Below are 23,071 nucleotides of genomic sequence, written 5' to 3'. Positions count from 1 at the left end.
GCGCTCGACCCGGCGGGCCGCTTCCCCGAGACCTTCGTCCTGCCAGCCGACCGCGCGGGGCTGGAGGCCTTCGCCAAGGGGCCGGACGCGCCGCCCCTCTATATCGTCAAGCCGATCCGCGGCAGCGGCGGCCAGGGCATCAGCGTCACCGCCGACGTCGCCGCCGCCCTCGGCCAGAAGGACGTGGTGGTCCAGCGCTACATCGACCGGCCCTACCTGATCGAGGGCCGCAAGGGCCACTGCCGCATCTATTGCCTGGTCACCTCGGCCGAACCTTTGCGCGCCTATGTCTATTCGGAAGGCATCGTGCGTATCGCGCCGGAGCCCTACGATCCCAGCCCCGACCGCGGCGGCGGGCCGTCGATGCACGTGACCAACACCGCCCTTCACATCGGGCACCCCGGGCTGGCGATCAGCCAGGATCCCAAGCAGGACGACGTGGGCTCGATCCGCAGCCTCTCGGCGCTGCTGCGGCGCATGACCGCCGACGGGCTCGACGGCCAGGCGGTGTTCGGCGAGATCAAGGCGCTGGTGGAGTGGTACGTCCGCTTGCTGGCCGCCGAGGGGCTGTTCGCGCGCCAGGCCGCGAGTTCGCCGCCCCGGGGTTTCCCGGCCAAGCTGTTCGGCCTGGACGTGCTGCTCGACGACGCCGGCCATCCCTGGCTGATCGAGATGCAGCGCACGCCGGCGGCCCGGGGCGCGCCGCTGGTCGAGAAGATCAACGGCGAGATGTACGCCTCGGCTTTCCGCATGGGCCACGCGCCGCTGATCGACGATACGACGCCGCCGGAGCTGCTGGCGGCCCTGCGGGCGGACGACGGCGCGCGCCGCCGCCGGGAGGCCGAGCTGGAGTTCGGCCATCGCGGCAAGTTTGTGCCGCTGGACCTGCGGCCCACAACCTAATCCTGGATATGCTCGAACTGCGCCTTCAGGGTCTTGAAGGCCTGTGGGATGTCCTTGTGCCTGAAGGGCGCGAAGGTCGCCTTGGCGGCCTCCAGCCGGGCCTTCATCGCCTTGGCGACCTCCGGATTGCCGACGGCGACGCTGTAGTTCTCGGTGCGGTCGGCGCGATGGTCGTAGAGTTCCTGGTAGGGGAACAGCGACATCGGCAGCCGGTTGCCGCGATAGTAGATGGCGTCCACGTACTTCCAGTCCTGGGTGCGGATCGCCACCGGGACCTCGTTGTCGAAGAGCACCAGTTCCTCATGCGGCGAGGCCGCGCCCCGGATCAGCACATCTGAGATGTCGCGGCCGTCCAGGGTCACGCCCTCGAGCGGCGGAAGGCCCGCCATGGCGCGGAAGGTGGGCAGGAGATCGATGCCCGAGATGATCGACTTCACCCGCCGCCCCGCGGGGATCCGCCCCGGCGCCCAGGCCACGAACGGCACGCGGTAGCCGCCGTCATAGCCGCCGCCGCCCTTGCGCTCACGCATCCCGCCCGGCGAGCCCTCGAACCAGGGCCCGTTGTCCGAGGTGAAGACCACCACGGTGTCGTTCTCCAGCTTCAGCGCCCGAAGCTTGGCCAGCAGGCGGCCCACGATGGAATCGATCTCCGCCACCACCGCGCCGTAGGGCCCGGCGAAGGTGTCGGCCTTGAAGCCGGGGTGCGGATGCTCCGGCAGGTGCGGCGACGACAGCGCCAGCTCGACGAAGAACGGCCGGTCCCTGTTCGCCTCGATGAACCGCTCGGCATGGTCGTAGAACTGCTGCTGGAGCTGCGGATAGTCGACCGGGAGTTTGGCGACCTCGTCCGAACCCGCATGGCTCTCGAACAGCGACAGCGGCGCCATGTCATGGCTGTAGGGGATGCCGAAGAAGGCGTCGAACCCATGTCTGGTGGGCGGCCAGGCGGGGCCCAGATGGCCCAGGTGCCACTTGCCGAACAGGGCGGTGGCGTAGGCCGGCTTCAGCGCCTTGGCGAGGGTCACTTCCGACAGCGGCAGGCCGCGGTCGTCCTGCTGCATGATCACCTCGTAGCCGAGGCCCGTGCGCACCGCATAGCGCCCGGTCAGGAGCCCGGCCCTGGAGGGGCTGCAGAGATTGGCCGGGGCGTAGTAGTCGGTGGCGACCACGCCCTCGCGCGCCATCCGCTCCAGGTTCGGCGTCGGCAGGCCGCCGGGGCCATAGATCGAGACGTCGCCGTAGCCCAGGTCGTCGCACAGCACGACGATGAAGTTCGGCGGCCGCTTCGGCGCCGGCCCCGCCGAGCGCGCGGCGGTCCCGGCCAACAGGGCGCTGGCGCCGGCGGCGGCCAACAGGCGTCTGCGGTCCATGCGGTCTCCCCTGCCCCGGCCGGTTCGGCGCGGCGCCCGATCGGTCGGGCGCTCAGTCCGCCTGGTCGGCGTAGATCTTCATCAGGCGATAGAGGTAGTCGCGGCTGTCGTAGAGCACCTTGACCCGGATGCGCTCGTTCAGCCCATGCACCCCGTCGCCGTCCGGATCGCCGAAGTCGCCGCTGATGCCATAGGTCGGGATGCCCACCGGGGTCAGGAAGGCGCCGTCCGTCGCGCCCGCCGACATCTCGCGCACCTGCGGCACGCCCGGCCACATCTCGGCCGCCAGCTTCTCGGCCGGTCCCAGCACCTTGGGATCCAGCGGCGGCGGCGGGGAGACCGCGTTGCGGATCTCGCGCACGGACACCTTCACCTTCGGGTCGCCGATGGCCTGTTCCAGCGTCGCCTGCACGTCGGCCGCGCTGGTCCCCGGGAAGATGCGGCAGTTGATGTTGGCCCGCGCCCGTTGCGGCAGGGCGTTGGTGGCGTGGCCCGCGTCCAGCATGGTCGCCACGCAGTTGGTGTGCAGGATGGCGTTGTTGTCCGGATCCTTCTCCAGGATCGCGCGGGCGCCCTCGTCCCTGGGGTTTTTCAGCAGGGCCGCGATGGCCGCCTGCTCCTCCGGCGTCCGCGTCTTCGCCATGCGGGCATAGAAGTCGCGCGTCGTGTCGCTGAACATCACCGGGAAGCGGTAGCCCTGGATCTTCACCAGGGCGTTGGCCAGGTGATAGATCGCGTTGTCCGGCAGCGGCCGGGAGGAGTGGCCGCCGGGATTGGTCACCTCCAGGGTGAAGTTCTGGCTGAGCTTCTCGCCCACCTGGATTCCCTGGAACACCGGCTTGCCGTTGGCGTCCACCAGCCCGCCGCCGCCCTCGTTCACCGCGAAGGCCGCGTCGATCAGGTCGCGCTTGTTCTTCGCCAGGTACTCCGCGCCGTTGAAGGCGCCGTTGGTCTCCTCGCCGCAGGTCAGCGCCATCTTCAGCGTCCGGCGCGGCTTGAAGCCTTCCTTCTTGTAGCGGACCAGGGTGTCCACCCAGATCGAGGCCATGGCCTTATCGTCGGCGGCGCCGCGGGCGTAGAAGTTGCCGTTCTCCTCCACCAGGGTGAAGGGATCGCGCGTCCAGTCCTCGCGCTTGGCCTCCACCACGTCCAGGTGGGCCAGCATCAGCACCGCCTTGGCCTTGGGATCGCGGCCGGGGAGGATCGCCACCAGCCCGCCCTCCTTGGGATGGTCGGGCGCGGCGAAGGGGTGCAGGTCGGTGTCGGGGAAGCCCGCGGCCTTCAGGTGCGCGGCCATGCGCTCTGCGGCCAAGGTGCAGCTCCCGGCCGAGAGCGTGGTGTTGGTCTCCACCAGCTCCTTGTAGAGGGCGCGGTACTCGAGCTGGTCGGGCCGCGGCGCGGCTCCCTGGGCCAGGGCGGAACTCCCAAGAAGCGCCCCAAGCGCCACCGAAACCGCCAGCGTCCTCAACATCGCGATCGTCCCCCGAGCGAATCCGGGTTCGACCTTAGGGGCCTCCGCGGCGCTGGCAACCCTCACGCCCGATGCGCCATGGGCGGACCGCTCCGCGCGGTCCGCCCCTAGCCCTGTCCCGGTTCAGAAGGTGAAGGTCAGCCGGCCGTAGTAGTAGCCGCCGTTGATGCCGTAGGGCGAGAACTGCGCCGGCTCGCCATAGACGTTGTTGCCGCTCAGCGGCCTGACCCCGCCGGAGCCGTCGGGCACGTTGGGCACGCCCGGCGGACGCTTGCTGAACAGGTTGTTGGCGCCCACGTCGATCTTCACGGAGTCGGTCAGGTTGAAGCCCACGTCGAGGTCGGTGATCCCCGTGGCGGGCACGGTGAATTTCCGCGCCTCCGGGTCGGTGCCGGCGCCGCTGAAGTCGATGATCTCGCTCACTTCGCCGTAGATCTCCTCGCGCAGGTTCACGCTCCACCTGCCCTTGGTCCAGTAGGCTCCGAGGACCGCCTTTTCCTTCGGGCTCGCCGAGGTGAGCGTGCTGCGGGCCGTGGGGCTGAGGATGCTGGTCTGGCTGAACGCCGCATTGGCCACCAGCGCGGGCAGGGGCTGCAGGCTGGTGATGGTGGTCTCGTTGTAGTTGACGGCCGCCGACCAGTCGACGTGGCCGTAGTCGTCGAAGTCGGAGGCGTAGTTGGCCGTGAGCTCGACGCCGCGGGTGCGGGTGTTGGCCCCGTTGGTGAACACCGCGATGCCGACGTAGGTGACGCTCGGGTCGAGGATGTTGCCGTGGGCGCGGATGGCGTTCAGCGCCCCTTGCGACACCACCGTCGTGCCCAGCAGGCCCAGCAGGGTGCCGGTGTTGACGATCCGGTTGCGGATTTCGATCTGGTAGGCGTCGGCGGTGATCTGCAACCGCTCGATCGGATGGGCGACGAAGCCGATGCTGTAGTTGGTGGACTTCTCCGGCTTCAGGTTCTGGAAGCCGACCAGGTGCGCGGCCGGTGAGTTGGGCGGCAGGTTCACCACCGCGAAGGTCGGGGCGACGTTGGTGGCCGAATAGAACTCCTCGGCCAGGGTGGGCGCGCGGAAGCCCGTGCTGACGGTGCCGCGAATGGCGAAGGCCGGGTTGAAGTCGTAGCGCCCGGTCAGCTTGCCGACCGTCGTCGAGCCGAAGTCGCTGTAGTGCTCATACCGGCCCGCCAGATCCACCTTGAGGCCGGCGATCGGATCGACCGCGAGGTCGATGTAGCCGGCGTAATTGGTGCGCGAATGGTTCGCTGCGTCGCTGGGCTGGAAGCCCGGGTAGGACTGGCCGCCCTCCTTGTAGATCGAGGCCGGGTCGCCGGTGGAGATGTCGTAGGTCTCGCGTCGCCCTTCCGCGCCGAAGGCGAGGTTGAGCGGCGAGGCCATGCCCACGTCGAACCCCCGGGAGATGTCCAGGTTGCCGGTCCATTCGGAGCTGACGAAGGCGCCGTCGTAGAAGTTGCGCGGCGTCGTGTGGGTGTCGATGAACAGCGACGCGTTGGCCGAATTGAGCGTCGAGATCTCGTTCTTGTCCCGGCCGTAGGTCGTCGAGAGGTCCCAGTTCCACTCGTCCATGACGCCCTTGATCCCGCCGGTGACGGAATAGTCGTCCTCGCGGAGCGCTTCCCGCGGATTGAAGCCGTTGGGGAAGGGGATCAGCTCGCCGGGCGTGGTGACGCTGCCGCCGACGCCGAGCACCGGCGAGGCGATCACCCGCGAGGGTAGCCGGTAGTTCTCGAACGCCGAGGCCTTGCGGTGGCTGTAGCTGCCGAAGCTGTAGAGCTGCACGCCCTCGCCCAGCTCGTAGCCGGCGTTGTAGAAGCCGTTGTAGAGGTTGGACGAGGCGTCCCCGTAGATGTGGTTGACCCTCGGGTAGTCCGGCGCGCCCTTAACACCCGCGGCGTCGACCGCGTCGAGGCCCGCCTTCAGCGAACCGTCGAGGTTGAACAGGCGCCGGTCCGCGCCGCCCTGGTGGCTGAAGTCGTGGTAGCGCGTCTCGGCGGTCAGGTTGAGGAACCCCTTGTCGCCGAGCGGCAGGCCGATGTTCGCCGACGCCGCGCCCGTGGCCCCGCCGTTCGTGTAGTACGAGCCGCCGGTGGCGCTGATGGTCCCGCCGTGATTGGCGGTCTTCATGATGATGTTGACCACGCCGGCGATGGCGTCGGAACCGTACTGGGCCGCCGCGCCGTCCTGCAGCACCTCGACGTGGTCGATGGCGCCGACCGGGATCAGGCCGAGGTCGGGCGTCGCCGCGCCCTGGAAGACGCCAGGCGCCACGTGCAGGTTGCCCGTCGAATGGCGGCGCTTGCCGTCGACCAGCACCAGGGTGTTGTTGGGATTGAGGCCGCGCAGTTGCGCCGACAGCGTGAGCTGCCCGGTGTCGGTGCCGAACGATTCGGAATTGAACGAAGGCAGGTTCTGGGTCAGCGACTGGATCAGGTCCGGCTGGCCGACCCGCTTGAGCGCGTCCGAGCCCAGGACCTCGACCGGCGCGGCGCTGTCGGCGGCCTTCAACCCCGTCTGGCGCGTGCCGGTGACGATGACTTCGGACACCCCGGCCGCGGCTTCCGCGGGCGCTGCCGCGGCCGAGGCGGCGGGCGCGATGAACGCGGAAAGCACGAGCACGCTCGCGCCCATGTACAGGCTTCTCATGATTGGCCTCCCCTAAGCCTCTGATTGAACACGCCGACGAGATCGGCGCGCGTCCGCCCTTCGGGCAGACTCCAGAGTTCGACGAACATTATCCGACGACTGATCGGTTGCGGTGTCAAACCGCCTCGCGCCGTGGCGGGGCGCTATTTCCGCTGGTCTTGCATAAAGGCCACAACCAGTGCGGGGGGCCTGCCCTGGCCGCGGCCCCGCGGACGCGGCGGCCTTATGGCGCCGTCAGGGCCCTGCCCCGGCCGCGCGGGTCGGACGCGGGATGGGGAACCGCGCCAACGACCTGGATCGCCTCGACGTCGCCGTTGAAGTCCTGCGCCTCCACCCGGTAGCCGCGCTTCTCCATCGCCTGGCGCAGGGCCGGCGGGAACGGCGCATAGGGCTCCGAATAGAGGGTGTTCTCCGGCAGCAGTTGGTGATGGAACCGCAGGGTCTTGAGCGCGGCGGCCAGGGGCCGGTCGAAGTCGTAGACGTCCGCCAGGACCTGGAACACCGAGGTGAAGATGCGCGAGCCGCCCGGCGTGCCCAGCACCATCGCAACCCGGCCGTCGCGGGTGAGGATCGTCGGGGTCATCGAGGACAGCGGGCGCTTGAACGGAGCGATGGCGTTGGCGTCCCCGCCGACCACCCCGAACTGGTTGGGCGCCCCGGGCTTGACCGAGAAGTCGTCCATCTCGTCGTTCAGCAGGAAGCCCGCGCCCTCGACGACCACTCCGGCCCCGAAGGAGCCGTTCAGGGTGTAGGTGTTCGACACCGCATTGCCCCAGCGGTCGACGATGGAGAAGTGGGTGGTCTGCGGCTTCTCGAGGCCGGGCGCCACAGAGGCCAGCCGCGACGGCGCCTTCGGGTCGATCTCCGCCGCGCGGCGGGCGAGATAGGCCGGGTCCGTGAGGCGGCCCACCGGAACCTGCACGAAGTCCGGATCGCCGAGGTACTCCGCCCGGTCGGCGAAGACCCGCTTCTCGATCTCGCTCACCAGGTGGACGTACTGCGGCGAGTTCAGGCCCACCCCGCCGAACAGCGGCCCGGCGTCGGCCTTCATGGCCAGCATCTGCAGGAGCGCGATCCCGCCGGAGCTGGGCGGCGGGGCGGTGATCAGGCGGTAGCCGCACCAGTCGCCCTGCACGGGCTCGCGCCAGACCGCCTTGTAGGCGGCCAGGTCCGCCTTGCCGATCAGGCCCTGAGGGGCGCCTTTTTGCATCTGGCGCACCAGGAGGTCGGCGGTCCGGCCCTCGTAGAACTCGCGGTCGCCGCCGCGGGCGATGCGCGACAGGGTGGCGGCCAGCTCCGGTTGCCGGAAGCGGCGCCCGGCGGCCATCGCGGCGAAGTAGCGGTCGAAATTGGTGACGCCGGCGAAGCTGTGGCGGTCCGCCTCGCGCTCGGCGATCAGCCCGGGCGGGACCACGAAGCCGTCGCGCGCCAGCCGCACCGCCGGGGCCAGGTCCCGCGCCCAGGGCAGCTTGCCGAAGCGCCGATGCGCCTCGGCCATGCCCCGCACCGTCCCCGGCGTCCCGCTGGAGAGCACGCCCACGAGGCTGAGGCTGGCGATGGGCTTGCCCGCGGCGTCCAGGTACATGCCCGCGCTGGCCTTGGCGGGCGCCGTCTCCCGATAGTCCAGGAAGTAGGGCTTGCCGTCGACATAGAGGGTCATGAAGCCCCCGCCGCCCAGGTTTCCCGCCTCGGGAAAGGTGACGGCCAGAACGAAGGCCGTGGCCACCGCGGCGTCGACCGCGTTGCCGCCGGATTTCAGGACCTCGCGCGCGGCGGCCGCTCCATAGCCGTCCGGCGACGCCACCGCCCCGGCGCTCAGGGCCCGCGCGCCGCCGGCGGCTTGCGCCGGCGTGCAAAGCGCCGACAAGGTGAGCAGGCTCGCGAACCAGGCCGCCAAGATTGTCCGCAAAGGCCAGCTCCCTCGATCAGCTCGGCGCAGACGACGCCCCGCCAAGGCAGCATATGGCGCCGCCTGCCTTCGCCACCCGGAAAATCGGCGCCGCGCACTTCGTGTGCCAGAATTGGTCAGTCCAGTGTGGACAAGCCAATTATTAGGACGTAGCAGAGAGACTGCCGCGCTTAAGGGGGTTGGCGAACCCTTTCGATCGGAAGGTTGCAAGATCTGCCGCAGGGCTGAGATTCAGGGATCGAACGGAAGAGATTTCACGCGCCATGCGGATCGCAGATGTAAGGGTCATCACCACCTGCCCGGGCAGGAATTTCGTCACCCTGAAGATCGTCACCGACGAAGGCGTCTACGGGATCGGCGACGCGACCCTCAACGGGCGGGAGAAGGCCGTCGCGGCCTATCTGGAGGAGCACGTCGCGCCTCTGCTCATCGGGCGCGACGCGCGGAAGATCGAGGATGCGTGGCAGCTTCTCTACCGCGGCGCCTACTGGCGGCGCGGGCCGGTGACCATGCGGGCCATCGCGGCCGTCGACGTGGCGCTTTGGGACATCAAGGCCAAGGCCGCCGGCATGCCGCTCTACGATCTGCTGGGCGGCAAGAGCCGCGAGGGCGTCATGGTCTACGGCCACGCCAACGGCGCCGACATCGAAGAGACCTGCGACGAGGTCGAGCGCTACGTCGGGCTGGGCTACAAGGCCGTGCGCGCCCAGAGCGGCGTGCCCGGCCTGGACAAGCCCTACGGGGTCGGGCGCGGGCGGATGTTCTATGAGCCGGCCGACGCCGCCCTGCCCACCGAGACCGTCTGGTCGACATCGAAGTACCTCGACCACACCCCCAAGCTCTTCGAGGCGCTCAGGGATCGGCTCGGCTTCGGGGTGGAGCTGCTGCACGACGCCCACCACCGGCTGACGCCGCTGGAGGCCGCGCGCCTCGGCAAGTCGCTGGAGCCCTACCGCCTGTTCTGGCTGGAAGACGTGACCCCGGCGGAGAACCAGGAGGCGTTCCGCCTGGTCCGCCAGCACACCGTGACCCCGCTGGCGGTCGGCGAAATCTTCAACACGATCTGGGACTGCAAGGACCTGATCCAGGAGCAGTTGATCGACTTCATCCGCACCACCGTCGTGGGCGCGGGCGGGATCAGCCACCTGCGGCGGATCGCCGACTTCGCGGCCGTCTGGCAGGTGCGCACCGGGTGCCACGGCGCGACCGACCTCTCGCCGGTGACCATGGGCGCGGCCCTGCACTTCGACAGTTGGGTCCCCAACTTCGGCATCCAGGAATACATGCGGCACACGCCGGAGACGGACGCGGTCTTCCCCCACGCCTACCGCTTCGAGGCCGGCCTGCTGTTCCCCGGGGACACCCCCGGCCACGGCGTCGACATCGACGAGGCGCTGGCCGCCAAATATCCCTACGACCCCAAGCAGCTTCCGATCGCCCGTCTCGAGGACGGCACCATGTGGAACTGGTGACCGTCCGGGCGATGGCGACGCTCAAGCGCCTGCGCTGGTGGATCGTCGCCCTCGTCTGCATGGGGACCGTGCTCAACTACCTGGCCCGCAATTCGCTGGGCGTGCTGGCGCCGCAGCTCACCCGTGACCTGGGTTTCAGCACCCAGCAGTATTCCTGGGTCGTGGCGGCCTTTCAGGTCACCTACACCGCCATGCAGCCGGTCTGCGGGGCGATCATCGACTCCCTTGGCCTGAAGGTGGCTTTCGCCCTCTTCGCGGTCGCCTGGTCGCTCGCCAACATGGCGCACGGCTTCGCCGGGGGCTGGATGTCGCTGGCCGTGTTCCGCGGACTGCTCGGGGTCAGCGAATCCGCGGCGATCCCGGCCGGGGTGAAGGCGGTCAGCGAGTGGTTCCCGGCCCGGGACCGCTCGGTCGCCATCGGCTTCTTCAACGCCGGCACCTCGCTCGGGGCCGCCATCGCCCCGCCGATCGTGATCTTCCTGTCGCTGGCCTACGGCTGGCGCTCGGCCTTCGTGGTGACCGGCGCGCTGGGCCTGGTCTGGGCCGCCGCCTGGTACCTGCTCTATGACAATCCAGCCCGCCACCCGGCGCTCAGCCCCGCGGAGCGCGCGCTCGCGCCCTCCATCGTGGAGGCGTCGACCCAGCCGCCGCTCACCTTCCGTTCGCTCGTCGTCCAGCGCAGCTTCTGGGGCCTGGCGATCCCCCGCTTCCTGATCGAGCCGGCCTGGCAGACCTTCAGCTTCTGGATCCCGCTCTACCTGGCGCGCGAGCGGGGCATGGACCTGAAGTCCATCGCGCTGTTCGCCTGGCTGCCGTTCCTGGCCTCCGACGCCGGCGGCATCCTCGGCGGCTACCTGTCGCCGCTGCTGATGAAGCACTTCCGGCTGGGCTTGCTCACGTCGCGCGCGACGGCTTTCACCCTTGGCGCGGTGATGATGATCGCCCCGGCCAGCGTGGGCCTGGCGCTCAGCCCCTACACGGCGATCGCGCTCTTCTGCGTCGGCGGCTTCGCCCACCAGATGCTCTCGGTTTCGCTCAACACCCTGACCACCGACGTCTTCCCCCGCGAGAGCGTGGCGCGGGCCAACGGGTTCGTCGGCATGTGCGGCTGGATCGGCGGCCTGCTGTTCTCGTTGCTGGTGGGCGCCTTGGCTGACACCGTCGGCTATGGGCCGCTGTTCCGCCTGCTGGCGGTGTTCGACATCGCCGGCGCGATGATCCTGTTCGCCGTGCTGCGGCCCGTGCGGCTGGACAGCCGGGTCGCCTTCGCATGAGGGCCTCGATCGCCCGGCCGCCGCGGTTCAGGCTGGCCTCGCGGGAGGGGCCGCGGGTGAGCCTGGTCTCCGACACGGGCTTCGAGGTCGACATCTTCGTGCTGGAGCCGGACATCGTGCGGGTGTTGCACCGGCCGCCCGGCGGGCTGCGGGGCCCACGCACCTGGGCGATCGCGCCCGGCGCCGAGGACGTCGCCGACGCGGGCCGCGACCGGCTGGACGTCAGCGGCTTTTCCGGCCCTGACTTCACGCTCGACGAGGCTGACGGCCGCCTCGTCGTCGCCACCGGCCGGCTGCGGCTCACGGTCCGGCTGGAGGGCCTTTCCTGCCGGTGGGAGATGGCCGGCGGCGCGGGCTGGGAGCCGATCGCCCGCGACCGGCCGACCCAGGCCTACAACTTCGGCTGGTGGGGTCAGGGCGTGCGCCACTACCTCGTCCGTGATCCGGCCGAGCGCTACTTCGGCCTGGGTGAGAGGTCGGGCGAACTCGACCGGGCCGGCCGCCGGTTCCGGATGAGCAACGTCGACGCCATGGGCTATGACGCGCGCACGTCCGACCCGCTCTACAAGCACATTCCGTTCTACATCACGCAGCACGGGAGCACCGGCCTCGCGTTCGGCCTCTTCTACGACACCTACGCCGACTGCGAGTTCGACTTCGGCGCCGAGCGCAGCAACTACCACGGCCTGTTCCGCGGGTTCCACGCCGAGGCGGGCGACCTCGACTACTATGTGATCGCAGGGCCCCGGGTGGCCGACGTCACGCGGCGGTTCACCTGGCTCACCGGGCGGCCGGCGTTCCTGCCGCGCTGGGGCCTCGGCTATTCGGGCTCGACCATGAGCTACACGGACGCGCCGGACGCCCAGGCGCGACTCGCCGACTTCATCGACAACTGCCGCCGCCACGACATCCTGTGCGACAGCTTCCACCTGTCGTCCGGCTACACCTCGATCGGGCCGCGCCGCTACGTCTTCCACTGGAACCGCGACAAGTTCCCCGACCCGGCGGCCTTCGCCGCGGGCTTCCGCGCCGCGGGCCTGCGGCTCTGCGCCAACATCAAGCCGTGCCTCCTCGACGACCATCCGCTGTTCGAAGAAGCGCACGCCAGGGGCCTGCTGATCCGCGGCCCCGACGGAGAACCCGCCTGGGTTCAGTTCTGGGACGGCCTGGGCGCCTATCTCGACTTCACCAATCCCGAGGCCCAGGCCTGGTGGCGCGAGCACGTGACCGCCGACCTGCTCGACCTCGGCCTCGAGGCCACCTGGAACGACAACAACGAGTTCGAGGTCACCGACCCGGAAGCCTTGGCCGCCATGTTCGGCGCGCCGGCGCCGGCGGCGGAGAGCAAACCCCTGCAGACCCTGCTGATGCTGCGCGCTTCGCGGCGGGCGCAGCAGGCGCACGCGCCGGGGCGGCGGCCGTTCCTGGTGTCGCGCGCCGGGGCGGCCGGCATGCAGCGGTACGTCCAGACCTGGTCGGGCGACAACGCCACGGCCTGGGAAAGCCTCCGCTGGAACAGCCGCATGGGGCTGGGCCTGGCGCTGAGCGGGGTCTCCAACAGCGGCCACGACATCGGCGGCTTCAGCGGCCCGCAGCCGGACGCCGAGCTGTTCGTCCGCTGGGTCGAGGCCGGGGTCTTCATGCCCCGTTTCAGCATCCATTCCTGGAACGACGACGGGACCGCCAACGAACCCTGGATGCACCCGAAGGCCACCGCCACGGTGCGCGACCTGATCCGGCTGCGCTACCGGCTGCTGCCCCACCTCTACGACCTGAGTTGGCGTCACCACAGCGCGTTCGAGCCGATCGCGCGGCCGACCTTCCACGACTTCCCCGACGACCCGGAGGCCTATGCCGACACCGACGACCTCATGCTGGGCCCCTCGCTGCTGGTCGCCTCGGTGGTCGAGCCCGGTGCGACGACGCGAGAGGTCCGCCTGCCCACCGGCGCGGCCTGGTTCGACTTCTGGACGGGCGCGAGGTTCGAGGGCGGCCGCCGCGTCAGCCTGCCCGCGCCCTGGGGACGGCCGCCCCTGCTGGTCCGCGAGGGCTCGGCCATCCCGCTCAACATCGCCGAGCAGAGCTTCGACCGCCGCGCGGACGCCCGCGCCTTCGCCCTCTTCGCCCCGGCGGAGGGCCAGGTCTCGGCCACCTGCTTCGAGGACGACGGCGAGGCCGACATCGGGCGCGAGGCGGGCGTGGGACATTGGGCGCTCTCGGTGGAGGCCTCCGCCGAGCGGCTGACCGTGGACGCCCGCGCAGCCGGCCCGCGCCCGCCGCGCGGACCGCTGGCCCTGCTGCTGCGGCCTGCCGACACCCGGCCGGTCTGCCGGCCGTCGGGCGAGCCGCTCGCCGACCGCATCGAGGGCGACTGGCGGCGCGTGGACCTCGATCCCTAGCCCAGCCGGTAGGCCCGCTTGACCAGATTGTAGGCCAGGTCGACGGCGGTCTCGGCCGCTTCTTCCTCGTCCAGCCGATGCTCGGCCACCAGCCGGGCCAGGAAGCCGCAGTCGACGCGGCGGGCCATGTCGTGGCGGGCCGGGATCGACAGGAAGGCCCGCGTGTCGTCGTTGAAGCCCACGGTGTTGTAGAAGCCGGCCGTCTCGGTGGTCTGCTCGCGGAACCGCCGCATGCCCTCGGGGCTGTCGTGGAACCACCAGGCCGGGCCCAGGCGCAGCGCCGGATAGTGGCCCGCGAGCGGGGCCAGTTCGCGGCTGTAGCTGGTCTCGTCGAGCGTGAAGACGATCACGGTCAGGCCCGCCTCGTTGCCATAACGGTCGAGCAGCGGCTTCAGCGCGCCGACATAGTCCGTGGGCGTGGGGATGTCGGCGCCGCGGTCTCGGCCGAAGTCCCGGAACAACAGGGCGTTGTGGTTGCGGAAGCTGCCCGGATGGATCTGCATCACCAGGCCGTCGTCCAGGCTCATCTGCGCCATTTCGGTCAGCATCTGGGCTCGGAACAGCTCGGCGTCCTGGGCGTCGAAGGCGCCGCCGACGATCCTGCCGAACAGGGCCTCGGCCTCGGCCGGCGCGAGATCCGCCGTGGCGGCGGTCGGGTGCCCGTGGTCCGTGGAGGTCGCGCCCATCTCGGCGAAGGCGGCGCGCCGCCGCCGGTGCGCCTCGAGATAGCCGCGCCAGCTTCGCACGTCCTGGCCGGTAAGCTCCCCGAACCGCTGCAGGGCGGTCGGAAACTGCTCATGCTCGGCGTCGATCACCGGGTCCGGCCGGTAGGCTGTGACCACCCGGCCGGACCAGCCGCTGCGCCGGATCGCGGCGTGATGGCGCAGATCGTCGACGGGCGACTCGGTCGTCGCGAGCAGCTCGATGTTGAACCGCTCGAACAGCGCTCGCGGACGGTACGCCGGCGTCGCCAGGGCCTCGCCGATGCGGTCGAAATAGAGGTCCGCCGTCGAGGCGTCCAAGGCCACGTCGAAGCCGAAGACGGTCGCGAAGACATGCGCCAGCCACATGGCCGAGGGCGTGGCGCGGAACAGGTGCTGGTGGCTCGCGAAGAGCCTCCAGGCCTCGCGCGGGTCGGCCTCACTGGGCCCCTGGCGGGACGGCACGCCGAGCGCCGCCATCCCTACGCCCTGGCTGTAGAGCATTCGGAAAAGATAGTGGTCGGGCGCCAGCAGCAGGCTCGTCGCATCCTTGAACGGCGCGTCCGAGGCGAACCATTCCGGGTCGGTGTGGCCGTGCGGGCTGACGATCGGCAGGCCCTTGACCTCGCCGTAGAGCCGCCGCGCCACCGCGCGGGTCGCGGGGTCGGAGGGGAACAGCCGATCCTCGTTCAACGACAGGGGCCTTGGCATGGATTTCAGCGCTCCAGACGGCTTCGAAGGCCCGATCCGCATAGGACGGACGAGCGGACACCCGCTAGCTTGGCGGCATGGATCCGTCTCCCGCGCTGCAGCCCAGACTCAGCGACCTGACTCTCGCGCAAGCGCGGCCCCAGGTGCTGCGACCAGACTATGACCGCGCCGCCACGCGGATCGGCGTGGCCCACTTCGGTCCCGGAGCCTTCCATCGCGCCCATCAGGCCTTCTACTTCGATCGCCTGCTGCATTCCGACCCGGGCTTCGCGATCAGCGCCATCTCGCTGCACAGCGACGAGGTTCGCGCCGCCCTGGAGCCGCAGGACGGACTCTATAGCCTGACCGAGCGCGAGGCGGAGCCCAGCCTGCGGGTGATCGGCGCGATCCGCGAGACCCTGACCGCGCCCCGCACGCCCGAGGCGGTGTTCGCCCGCCTGGTTGACCCCGACCTGCGGCTGGTCACCGCCACGGTGACGGAGAAGGGCTATTGCCTCGGGCCGGCGGGCGACCTTGACCTGGACCATCCGCAGGTGCGCCACGACCTGGTCGGCGACGCACCGCCGCGAACGCTGGCCGGCTGGCTGCTCGCGGGCCTCGGCCGCCGCCACGCGAGCGGGCTGGGCGGGCTGGCCGTCGTCAGTTGCGACAACCTGTCGGGCAACGGCGCGCGCCTGGGCCGCAGCGTCGCCCAGTTGGCGGAGGCCCGCGGCGAGGCCGACCTGGCGCGCTGGATCGCCGGGCAGACGGCCTTTCCCGACACCATGGTCGACAGCATCACGCCGGCCACCGATGACGGCCTGCGCGCCGAGGCCGCCGAACGCCTCGGGCTCGCGGACGCCTGGCCGATCCAGCGCGAACGGTTCACCCAGTGGGTGATCGCCGACGAACTCGGGCCGCTCGGCCAACCGCTGGCCGCCGCCGGCGTCATCCTCACCGACAATGTGGCGGCCTTCGAGCGGGCGAAGCTGCGGCTGCTCAACGGCGCCCATTCGACCCTGGCCTACGTGGGCTTGCGCCTCGGCTACGAGAGCGTTTTCGAAGCCATGGCCGATCCGGCGCTGGCGGGGTTCGTGGAACGGATGGCGCGCCAGGACATGGCCCCCAGCCTGTCGCCGACCCGCGGCCTCGACCCGGCGGCCTACATCGGCCAGATCCTCGCGCGCTTCCGCAATCCGGCCATCGTGCACAGGCTGATCCAGATCGCCGCGGACGGCTCGCAGAAGCTGCCCGTCCGGCTCCTGGCGCCGATCCGGGAGGCGCTGACAGCCGGGCGGCCGGTCGCGCGGCCCGCGGTCGGCGTCGCCGCCTGGATGCAGTTCGTGCGCCGGCAGGCCGCCGCCGGCGCCGCCATCGCCGATCCCCTCGCGCCTGCGCTGGAAGCGGCGGCGCGGCGCTGCACGGGCGAGCCGGCGAACGATGTCGCGGCCTTCCTGGACCTTGCGGCCGTGTTTGACCGAGACCTGCCCGCCGCCCCGGCCTTCCGCGCCGCGCTGGAGGCCGCCTACGATCGGCTTGGAAGCGGCCAACCGCGCGCGGCCCTCAGCTTCTGACCGCCGCGGGGCGGCGCGCGTAGAGGCCGAACGCGGCGATCAGCAGATAGCAAAGCGCCGGCAGGGCGAAGGCGACGCGCAGGCTGGAGAGATCGGCCAGCCGGCCGGTGAGCGGCGGGATGATCGCCCCGCCGACGATGGCCACGCAGATCAGCCCGGAGCCCTCGGCGGCCCGGCGGCCGAGGCCTTCGTTGGCCAGGCTGAAGATGGTCGGGAACATGATCGAGTTCATCAGCCCGACCGCCAGCAGCGCCCAGCCGGAAATCGCTCCCGTGGCCCCGGCGGCCACCGCCACCAGGGAGATCGCCCCGGCCGCCGCGACGGCCAGCACCTTGCCCGGCGAGAACATCCTGAGCAGGAAGCCGCCGACCAGGCGCCCCACCATGGCGCCGCCCCAGTAGAAGGCGACATGCTTGCCCGCGGCCTCCGGCCCCAGGCCCAGGACGTCGGACTGGGTCAGGAAGTTCACGATCACCGAGCCGATCGCCACCTCGGCGCCGACATAGAGGAAGATGCAGGCGGCGCCGAAGGCGAAGCGTGGCCGTCGCAGCAGGTCGAAGGACTTGAGCAGGCTCGGGCTGTGCTCGGGCGTCTCGGCCAGCCGGTTTCGGGCGCTCCAGACGACCGCCGCCACGACCACCAGGGCAAGCGCCAGGCCGAGGTAGGTGCGGACCACCATGTGCGTCTCGGCCGCGCGATAGGCCGCCAGCGCGGGCCCGGCGAGGGCGTGGGCGTCCACCTTGGCGAGCGAGCCCAGGATCAGCAGGGATCCGACGTAGGGGAAGACCGTCGTCCCGATCGAGTTGAACGCCTGGGCGAAGGTCAGCCGGCTGTGCGCCGTGCGCGCCGGCCCGAGCATCGAGATCAGCGGATTGGTCACCACCTGCACCGTGGTGATGCCCGCCGCCAGCACGAAGAGGGCCAGCAGGAAGACCGGGAAGGCGCCGGAAGCGGACGCCGGCACGAACAGCAGGCAGCCGGCGGTCATGGTCACCAGGCCGAACGCGGCGGTGCGCATATAGCCCACCCGGCGGACCAGGCCCGAGGCCGGGATGGAGATCAGGAAATAGGCTGCGAAGAAGGCCGTCTGCACCAGCATCGCCTCGGCGTAGCTGAGCGTGAACAGCTCCTTCAGTTTCGGGATGATGACGTCGTTCAGGCTGGTGACGCCGCCGAAGATGAAGAACAGGGCGAAGACGAAGCCGCGCAGCGCCGGCGCTTCGGCGCCGTCCCCGGCGTGCGCGTCCGCGTCCGCGTCCAGCGAGGGAGGATCGGTCGTCGTGGGACCTTCGAGCGTCTGGACCATGTTCGGGGGCGCCGATTCTTCTGAAGGGACGCCGCCGGACAGGTCGGGGAGGAGACCTGTCCGGCGACTCTGCGCGGCGATCCTAGAACGAGTAGGACGCGCGAATCCCCGCAAAACGTTTGAAGTCGCGCGGGAGGATGACCTGGGTGGCGAGCTGGTTGTTGTAGGTGCCGGCCTGGTCGAAGATGTTCGAGTAGTAGTGCTCGTCGAAGACGTTGTTTACGAACGCCACCACCTCATAGTGCTGGCCGGGATTCCGGATTCCCGCGCTCAGGTTGAGGATGCCATAGGCCTTCTGGATTGTCTGAGGGTCCTGGTTCAGCGAGTAGTTCATCTTGCTCTGATAGGCGTAGGACCCGATCGCCAGCACCTCGAACGGCGTGCCGGCCAGCGGATGGGTGTAGTTGACGTCCGCCGACATCTTGAACTTCGGCGCCTGGGCCGGCGGCTTGCCGGCGAGGTTCTGGCGCGCCGGGCTGCCTGCGCACCCTTGCGCCGCGGTCTGCAGCGGATAGCACTGGGCGAACGGGAAGTCGGTGATCTTGGCGTCGATGTAGGCGCCGGAGACCATCAGTTGGAGGTCGTCGCTGAGCCGCGCCGCGGAGTCGACCTCGACGCCCTGGGTCCGCAGCCGCCCCACGTTGGCCAGACGGAAGTTCGACGTGCCGTCGGGGAGCGTCTCGATCCCCTGGGCCTGGAAGTCCTGATAGATGGTGTGGAAGGCGGTGACGTTCAGGGTCAGGCGGTGCTCGAAGAACTGGGTGCGGGCGCCGGTCTCCCAGCTCTTGGAGGTCTCGGGCTTCACCGGCCCGGCCAGGAAACGGTTCTGGTTGAAGCCGGTGGTCAGGTCGTAGGTCTGGCCCTTGTGGCCCGTGGCGTAGGACACATAGGCCATGACGTCGTCGGTGAACTTGTGGTTCAAGGCCCCGCGATAGGTGTTGAAGGTCTCGCTCGCGCCGCCTGAGAAGAAGGCGTTGTTGAGGATGTCCTGGAAGGTGTAGTCGATCTTCTCGTGCTGACGGCGGATGCCGCCCGTCAGGGTCGTCCCGGGCACGAATTCCCAGTCCACCTGGCCGAACGCCGCCTCCTGCTGCGAGCTTGAGGTCGCGTACCAGCGGGCGAGCGAGAAGACCGGCCCCCGGAAGAAGTTCCGCACGAAATCGATGTCGGCGTAGAAGACGCCCGCCGTGTAGCGCAACGGCTGATCGCCGCGCGAGACGACGCGGACCTCCTGGGTGACCTGCCCCGACTTGAAGTCGCCGATTTGCCGGTTGTCGATCTGGCTGACCGCGGTCTCGTCCACGTCCAGCAGGTCGGTGACCTTGTAGTTGTCGTTGCCGGTGATCGAGACCAGGGTCGCCGGGCCGAAGTCGTACTCCAGCTTCAGCGACTGGCTGTTGTCGTTGTAGTCGGTCCGCGCCCCGAAGTTGTTGGCGAAGTTGGTGTTGTCCGGACCGACGGTGATCCCCGCCTCGAAGACCGACGGCGGCAGGGCCGGGTTGCCGCGCAGGGTCGCGGTGGGCGCAAGCGCGATGAACGGGCGGCCCACGGTCGTCTTGCCGTCGACATAGCTCCAGCCGAGGGTGGCTGTGAACTTGTCGGTGGGGGTCCAGAGCAGCTTGCCGTGCACGGAGGCGAACTCGCGCCCGCTGGCCTTGGCGCCGTTGAAGACGTTGCGGGCGTTGCCTTCGAAGTCGTCGTAGTTGGCGCTCAGGCGGACGGCCACCTGGTCGTTGATCGGTCCGGACACCGAGCCGCCGACGCCATATTCCTGGTCGGTGGTGACCAGCGCGTTGAGGTCGGCCGTGAAGACTTTCGAGGGCGAGCGCGTCACGATATTGATCAGGCCGGCCGAGGCCGACTTGCCGTAGAGGGTGCTCTGCGGGCCGCGCAGCACCTCGATGCGCTCGATGTCCGAGAGATCCGTGAAGGCGCGGGCCTGGAAGGCCACCGGCACGTCGTCCACCTGGATGGCGACGCTGGGCTCGACGCCGATGCTGAAGGCGAAGGTGCCGACGCCCCGGATCGAGACCGAGGAGTTGACCGGCTGTTCGGCCGGCCGGACCACCAGCGACGGCGCGAGCTTGGTCAGGTCGGTGAACTCGCGCACTCCGGCTGCGGCGAGCTGGCTCGGGCCGACGACCTGCACGGCCTGGGGAACGCTCTGGACGTTCTCGACGCGCTTCTCGGCGGTGACGATGACCTCGTCGACCGCGGGGGCCGCCGCCGCATGGGCCGCCCCCGCGCCGCCCGCGGCCATCATGCCGGCGACCAACCAGCTCGACAGCGACGTACTGGAAAACAAGCGCCTCATGGTTTCCTCCCCCTGATCCCGACGAGCGTTATGACCGCTCCTTGAAATTGGTCCTACCATATTGGTAAGGCCGCCCACAATGACTGGTATAACAGAAATATCAAACGCAGACGCAGAGCGCGCGACGGCGCCGCGTAAGCATCGCCGGCAAGCGCCCCGGCTTGTCGTAATTGGCCTGACCAGATATGGTTCGGCGATGATCGCAAAATCGGAAACCGGCCGGCTGTACGAGAGGGTCGCGGAGGATCTCGCCCGGCGGATCGCCGCCCGGGAGTACGTGCTGGGGCGGCGGCTGCCCTCCGAGCGCGATCTCGCCCAGGCCTACGCCGTCTCCCGCCCCACGATCCGGGAGGCGATCATCGCCCTCGAGTTGGACGGGCTCGTGGAGGTGCGCCTCGGCTCGGGCGTCTATGTCACCGCCCGCCTGCCGCGCGGCGGCGCGGCCGGGGCGATGGACGTCGGCCCGTTCGAACTGCTGGAGGCCCGCCGCGCCATCGAGGGCGAGAGCGCCGCACTCGCCGCGGGGCTGATTTCCGACGAGCAGTTGCAGGAGCTGCAGCAGCTCGTCGCCGAAATGCAGGCCGAGAACGCCCGCGACGTGGTGATGTCCGAGGATGCCGACCGCCGCTTCCACATGCTGATCGCCACCGCGACCCAGAACAGCGCCATGGTCGCCGCCGTCCAGATGCTTTGGGACGCCCGCGCCCGCTCGCCCCAGACCCAGCTCCTCAGCGCCAAGGCCCACGCGGCCGGGGTGACGCCGCGGATCGACGAGCACGCCGCGATCCTCGACGCCCTGCGCCAACGCTCGCCCGAGGCCGCGCGCCGCGCCATGCGCGAGCACCTGACCCGGGTGCTGGAATCGCTCCTGGCCGCCACCGAGGTGCAGGAGCTGGAACAGGCCCGCGCGCGCATCGCGGCCGAACGCAAGCGCTACGGCAGGGTCCCCTAGACCCCTGGGGCGCGGCCGCCGACCGTCCGTTCAGGGCGGCGGCTATTGGTGGGAGGGAAAGCATGGCCGACGAGACGACGCCGCCGGGGGCGGCTCCCGCGCTGACGCGCCGCCAGGCGGTCGGCGCCCTGGGCCTGGTCGCCACGGCCGCGACCGCGGCGAGCGACGCCGCCGCCCAGCCCCGTCCGGGCGTCCGGCGCGGCGAGGCCAGCCTGCTCTATCCGCATGAGAGCCCCACGCGCTCGACGCGCGACCTCTCCGGCCTCTGGCGCTTCCAGCTCGACGCGGGAGACCGCGGCGAGGCCGACCGCTGGTTCGAGCGCGGCCTGCCGGCGCCGCGCCACATCCCGGTGCCCTGCAGTTGGAACGACCTGTTCGACGACGCCCGCGACTACTTCGGGACCGCCTGGCACGAAACCGAGTTCCAACTGGATCCGGGCTGGCGGGGACGCCGGGTCTGCCTGCGCTTCGGCTCCGCGGTCTATCGCGCCCGCGTCTGGCTCAACGGCGAATACCTGGGCGAGCATGTGGGCGGCCACCTGCCCTTCGCCTTCGACGTCACCGGCGTGGCGCGGGACGCAGCGCCCAACCGGCTGACCGTCAGCGTCGAGAACAGGCTCCAGCTCGATCGCGTCCCGGCGACGCCGGACCCCAGGACCTCGCATTTCTACCTGCAGGACTATCCCCAGACGGCCTATGACTTCTTTCCCTATTGCGGCCTGCACCGCCCGGTGGCGCTGTTCGCCACCCCGGACATCGCCGTTCAGGACGTGACGGTGACCACCGGGTTCGCCGGCGCCGTGGGGATAGTCGACGTGGCCTTCGAGGTGAACGGCGGCTGGTCGGGCCCCGCGACCCTGATCCTGAGCGATGGCCCGAAACCCATCTCCGTCCCGGTCGAGGTGGAAGGCGGCGCCGGCGCGAGCCGGATCCGCGTGCCGGCCGTGCGCGCCTGGTCGCCGGACGACCCGCACCTCTACAGGCTGACCGTGCGGCTGGGCGGCGCCGAAGCGCCAATCGACGAGTACCCCCTCAAGGTGGGCGTGCGCACCGTCGAGGTGCGCGGCAGCGAGATCCGGCTGAACGGCAAGCCCGTGTTCCTCACCGGCTTCGGCAAGCACGAGGATTTCCCCATGCACGGCAAGGGCCTCGACCTGGCCGTGCTGGTGCGGGACTTCGAGCTGCTCAAGTGGATCGGCGCCAACAGCTTCCGCACCTCGCACTATCCCTATTCCGAAGAGGCGATGATGCTCGCCGACGAATACGGGTTCCTGGTCATCGCCGAGACGCCCGGGGTCAGCCTGGTGTTCTCCGATCCGCCGGCGATCATCGAGGCGCGCTACCGCCAGCTCGAACGGGCGCTGGGCGAGCTGGTGCGGCGGGACAAGAACCACCCTTGCGTGATCCTCTGGTCGCTGGCCAACGAGCCGATCCCCAAGCCCTTCCACACCACCGACGAAGCCCCGACCGGGGCCGTGGAAGCGGGCGCCCAGTTCTTCAAGCGCCTGTTCGACAAGGCCCGCAGCCTGGACCGCACGCGGCCGGTCGCGCTGGTCAGCGTGCAGAACGGCCCGCCGGAGTGGGTGGGCCTGGGCGACGTCATCTGCACCAATTCCTACAACGGCTGGTACGCGGTGTCGGGCCAGATCGACGAGGCCGTCGCCACCCTGGAGCGGGAGATCGCCGCCCTGCGCGCGCGCCACGGCGACAAGCCCGTGGTGTTCACGGAGTTCGGCGCCGACGCGGTGGCCGGCGTCCACGCCCATCCGTCAGAGATGTGGAGCGAGGACTACCAGGCCGACCTCATCGAGGCCTATTGGAAGACCTTGCGCCAAAGCCCGTTCATCGTCGGCGCCCACCCCTGGGCCTTCGCCGACTTCAAGACAGCCCAGAGCACCATGCGGGTGGGCTCCCTGAACCAGAAGGGCGTCTTCACCCGCGACCGCCGCCCGAAGCTCGCGGCGACGCGCCTGCACGAGCTCTGGGCCGGCTTGAAGAGTTGAGCGAAGGGCTTCCGGACCTGATCGAGCTCTACGAGAGCCTCAAGAACGACAGCTGCCGACCTTCAACGGCGA

Annotated in this window: 14 protein-coding genes; 7 read left to right on the top strand and 7 right to left on the bottom strand. The window is 70.1% G+C overall.

The features are described 5' to 3' along the window. Positions 1–903: hypothetical protein (locus tag VNW53_RS09015; RefSeq protein WP_325555150.1), on the top strand; the 903-nt coding region annotated here is incomplete at its 5' end. On the opposite strand, the gene VNW53_RS09010 is transcribed toward VNW53_RS09015, so the two are convergent. The 4 genes from VNW53_RS09010 to ggt form a co-directional block, all read right to left on the bottom strand. Then, positions 900–2,273: a sulfatase-like hydrolase/transferase gene (locus tag VNW53_RS09010; RefSeq protein ID WP_325555148.1), complete on the bottom strand. Its 1,374-nt coding sequence runs from the start codon at positions 2,271–2,273 to the stop codon at positions 900–902. The two genes, VNW53_RS09015 and VNW53_RS09010, sit on opposite strands and share 4 nt — an antisense overlap. A 52-nt stretch (positions 2,274–2,325) precedes the next feature. Beyond that, entirely contained in the window at positions 2,326–3,744 is a 1,419-nt protein-coding gene (locus VNW53_RS09005; protein ID WP_325555146.1) for a M20/M25/M40 family metallo-hydrolase, read from the bottom strand. A gap of 123 nt (positions 3,745–3,867) precedes the next feature. Further along, complete coding sequence (locus tag VNW53_RS09000) at positions 3,868–6,405, bottom strand: TonB-dependent receptor (protein WP_325555144.1); 2,538 nt, start codon at positions 6,403–6,405, stop codon at positions 3,868–3,870. Positions 6,406–6,628: 223 nt separating this feature from the next. Beyond that, on the bottom strand, positions 6,629–8,314 hold the full coding sequence (gene ggt / locus VNW53_RS08995; protein ID WP_325555142.1) for a gamma-glutamyltransferase: 1,686 nt from the start codon (positions 8,312–8,314) through the stop codon (positions 6,629–6,631). Between the two features lie 263 nt (positions 8,315–8,577). Between ggt and manD the strand changes: the two genes are divergently transcribed. The 3 genes from manD to VNW53_RS08980 are packed head-to-tail and all read left to right on the top strand — an operon-like array spanning position 8,578 to position 13,459. Continuing rightward, positions 8,578–9,786 (top strand): D-mannonate dehydratase ManD, encoded by a 1,209-nt coding sequence (manD, locus tag VNW53_RS08990; RefSeq protein ID WP_325555141.1) that lies wholly within the window; start codon positions 8,578–8,580, stop codon positions 9,784–9,786. Further along, positions 9,774–11,060: an MFS transporter gene (locus VNW53_RS08985; protein WP_325555140.1), complete on the top strand. Its 1,287-nt coding sequence runs from the start codon at positions 9,774–9,776 to the stop codon at positions 11,058–11,060. Before manD ends, VNW53_RS08985 begins: the two co-directional genes overlap by 13 nt. Beyond that, on the top strand, positions 11,057–13,459 hold the full coding sequence (locus VNW53_RS08980) for a glycoside hydrolase family 31 protein (RefSeq protein ID WP_325555138.1): 2,403 nt from the start codon (positions 11,057–11,059) through the stop codon (positions 13,457–13,459). Before VNW53_RS08985 ends, VNW53_RS08980 begins: the two co-directional genes overlap by 4 nt. On the opposite strand, the gene uxaC is transcribed toward VNW53_RS08980, so the two are convergent. After that, the gene (uxaC, locus tag VNW53_RS08975; RefSeq protein WP_325555136.1) at positions 13,456–14,871 is read right to left on the bottom strand and encodes a glucuronate isomerase; all 1,416 of its coding nucleotides are present in this window, start codon (positions 14,869–14,871) and stop codon (positions 13,456–13,458) included. The genes VNW53_RS08980 and uxaC overlap by 4 nt on opposite strands. A 77-nt stretch (positions 14,872–14,948) precedes the next feature. Here uxaC and VNW53_RS08970 point away from each other — a divergent pair, with 77 nt between their 5' ends. Then, complete coding sequence (locus tag VNW53_RS08970; protein ID WP_325555134.1) at positions 14,949–16,424, top strand: mannitol dehydrogenase family protein; 1,476 nt, start codon at positions 14,949–14,951, stop codon at positions 16,422–16,424. Here the strand turns inward: VNW53_RS08970 and VNW53_RS08965 are convergent. Continuing rightward, complete coding sequence (locus VNW53_RS08965; RefSeq protein WP_325555132.1) at positions 16,414–17,730, bottom strand: sugar MFS transporter; 1,317 nt, start codon at positions 17,728–17,730, stop codon at positions 16,414–16,416. The genes VNW53_RS08970 and VNW53_RS08965 overlap by 11 nt on opposite strands. 82 nt (positions 17,731–17,812) lie before the next feature. Next, positions 17,813–20,044: a TonB-dependent receptor gene (locus tag VNW53_RS08960; RefSeq protein ID WP_325555131.1), complete on the bottom strand. Its 2,232-nt coding sequence runs from the start codon at positions 20,042–20,044 to the stop codon at positions 17,813–17,815. 196 nt (positions 20,045–20,240) lie between these two features. Between VNW53_RS08960 and VNW53_RS08955 the strand changes: the two genes are divergently transcribed. Further along, positions 20,241–20,996 (top strand): FadR/GntR family transcriptional regulator, encoded by a 756-nt coding sequence (locus tag VNW53_RS08955; RefSeq protein WP_325555130.1) that lies wholly within the window; start codon positions 20,241–20,243, stop codon positions 20,994–20,996. Between the two features lie 62 nt (positions 20,997–21,058). Next, complete coding sequence (locus VNW53_RS08950) at positions 21,059–22,999, top strand: glycoside hydrolase family 2 TIM barrel-domain containing protein (protein WP_325555128.1); 1,941 nt, start codon at positions 21,059–21,061, stop codon at positions 22,997–22,999. The last annotated feature ends 72 nt before the right edge of the window (positions 23,000–23,071 follow it).

This window comes from Phenylobacterium sp. (assembly GCF_035569475.1).
Classification (GTDB): Bacteria; Pseudomonadota; Alphaproteobacteria; order Caulobacterales; family Caulobacteraceae; genus Phenylobacterium.
The sequence above is the reverse complement of the archived record's forward strand: the minus strand, read 5'-3'. Positions and strand labels throughout refer to the sequence as shown.

What these genes read in the sequence shown, in the direction of transcription:
- VNW53_RS08980 (WP_325555138.1), top strand. Translation starts at nt 11,057, where the DNA reads ATGAGGGCCTCGATCGCCCGGCCGCCGCGGTTCAGGCTGGCCTCGCGG.
- VNW53_RS08970 (WP_325555134.1), top strand. Translation starts at nt 14,949, where the DNA reads ATGGATCCGTCTCCCGCGCTGCAGCCCAGACTCAGCGACCTGACTCTC.
- uxaC (WP_325555136.1), bottom strand. Translation starts at nt 14,871, where the DNA reads ATGCCAAGGCCCCTGTCGTTGAACGAGGATCGGCTGTTCCCCTCCGAC.
- VNW53_RS08955 (WP_325555130.1), top strand. Translation starts at nt 20,241, where the DNA reads ATGATCGCAAAATCGGAAACCGGCCGGCTGTACGAGAGGGTCGCGGAG.
- VNW53_RS08965 (WP_325555132.1), bottom strand. Translation starts at nt 17,730, where the DNA reads ATGGTCCAGACGCTCGAAGGTCCCACGACGACCGATCCTCCCTCGCTG.
- VNW53_RS09010 (WP_325555148.1), bottom strand. Translation starts at nt 2,273, where the DNA reads ATGGACCGCAGACGCCTGTTGGCCGCCGCCGGCGCCAGCGCCCTGTTG.
- VNW53_RS09005 (WP_325555146.1), bottom strand. Translation starts at nt 3,744, where the DNA reads ATGTTGAGGACGCTGGCGGTTTCGGTGGCGCTTGGGGCGCTTCTTGGG.
- VNW53_RS09000 (WP_325555144.1), bottom strand. Translation starts at nt 6,405, where the DNA reads ATGAGAAGCCTGTACATGGGCGCGAGCGTGCTCGTGCTTTCCGCGTTC.
- VNW53_RS08950 (WP_325555128.1), top strand. Translation starts at nt 21,059, where the DNA reads ATGGCCGACGAGACGACGCCGCCGGGGGCGGCTCCCGCGCTGACGCGC.
- manD (WP_325555141.1), top strand. Translation starts at nt 8,578, where the DNA reads ATGCGGATCGCAGATGTAAGGGTCATCACCACCTGCCCGGGCAGGAAT.
- VNW53_RS08960 (WP_325555131.1), bottom strand. Translation starts at nt 20,044, where the DNA reads ATGAGGCGCTTGTTTTCCAGTACGTCGCTGTCGAGCTGGTTGGTCGCC.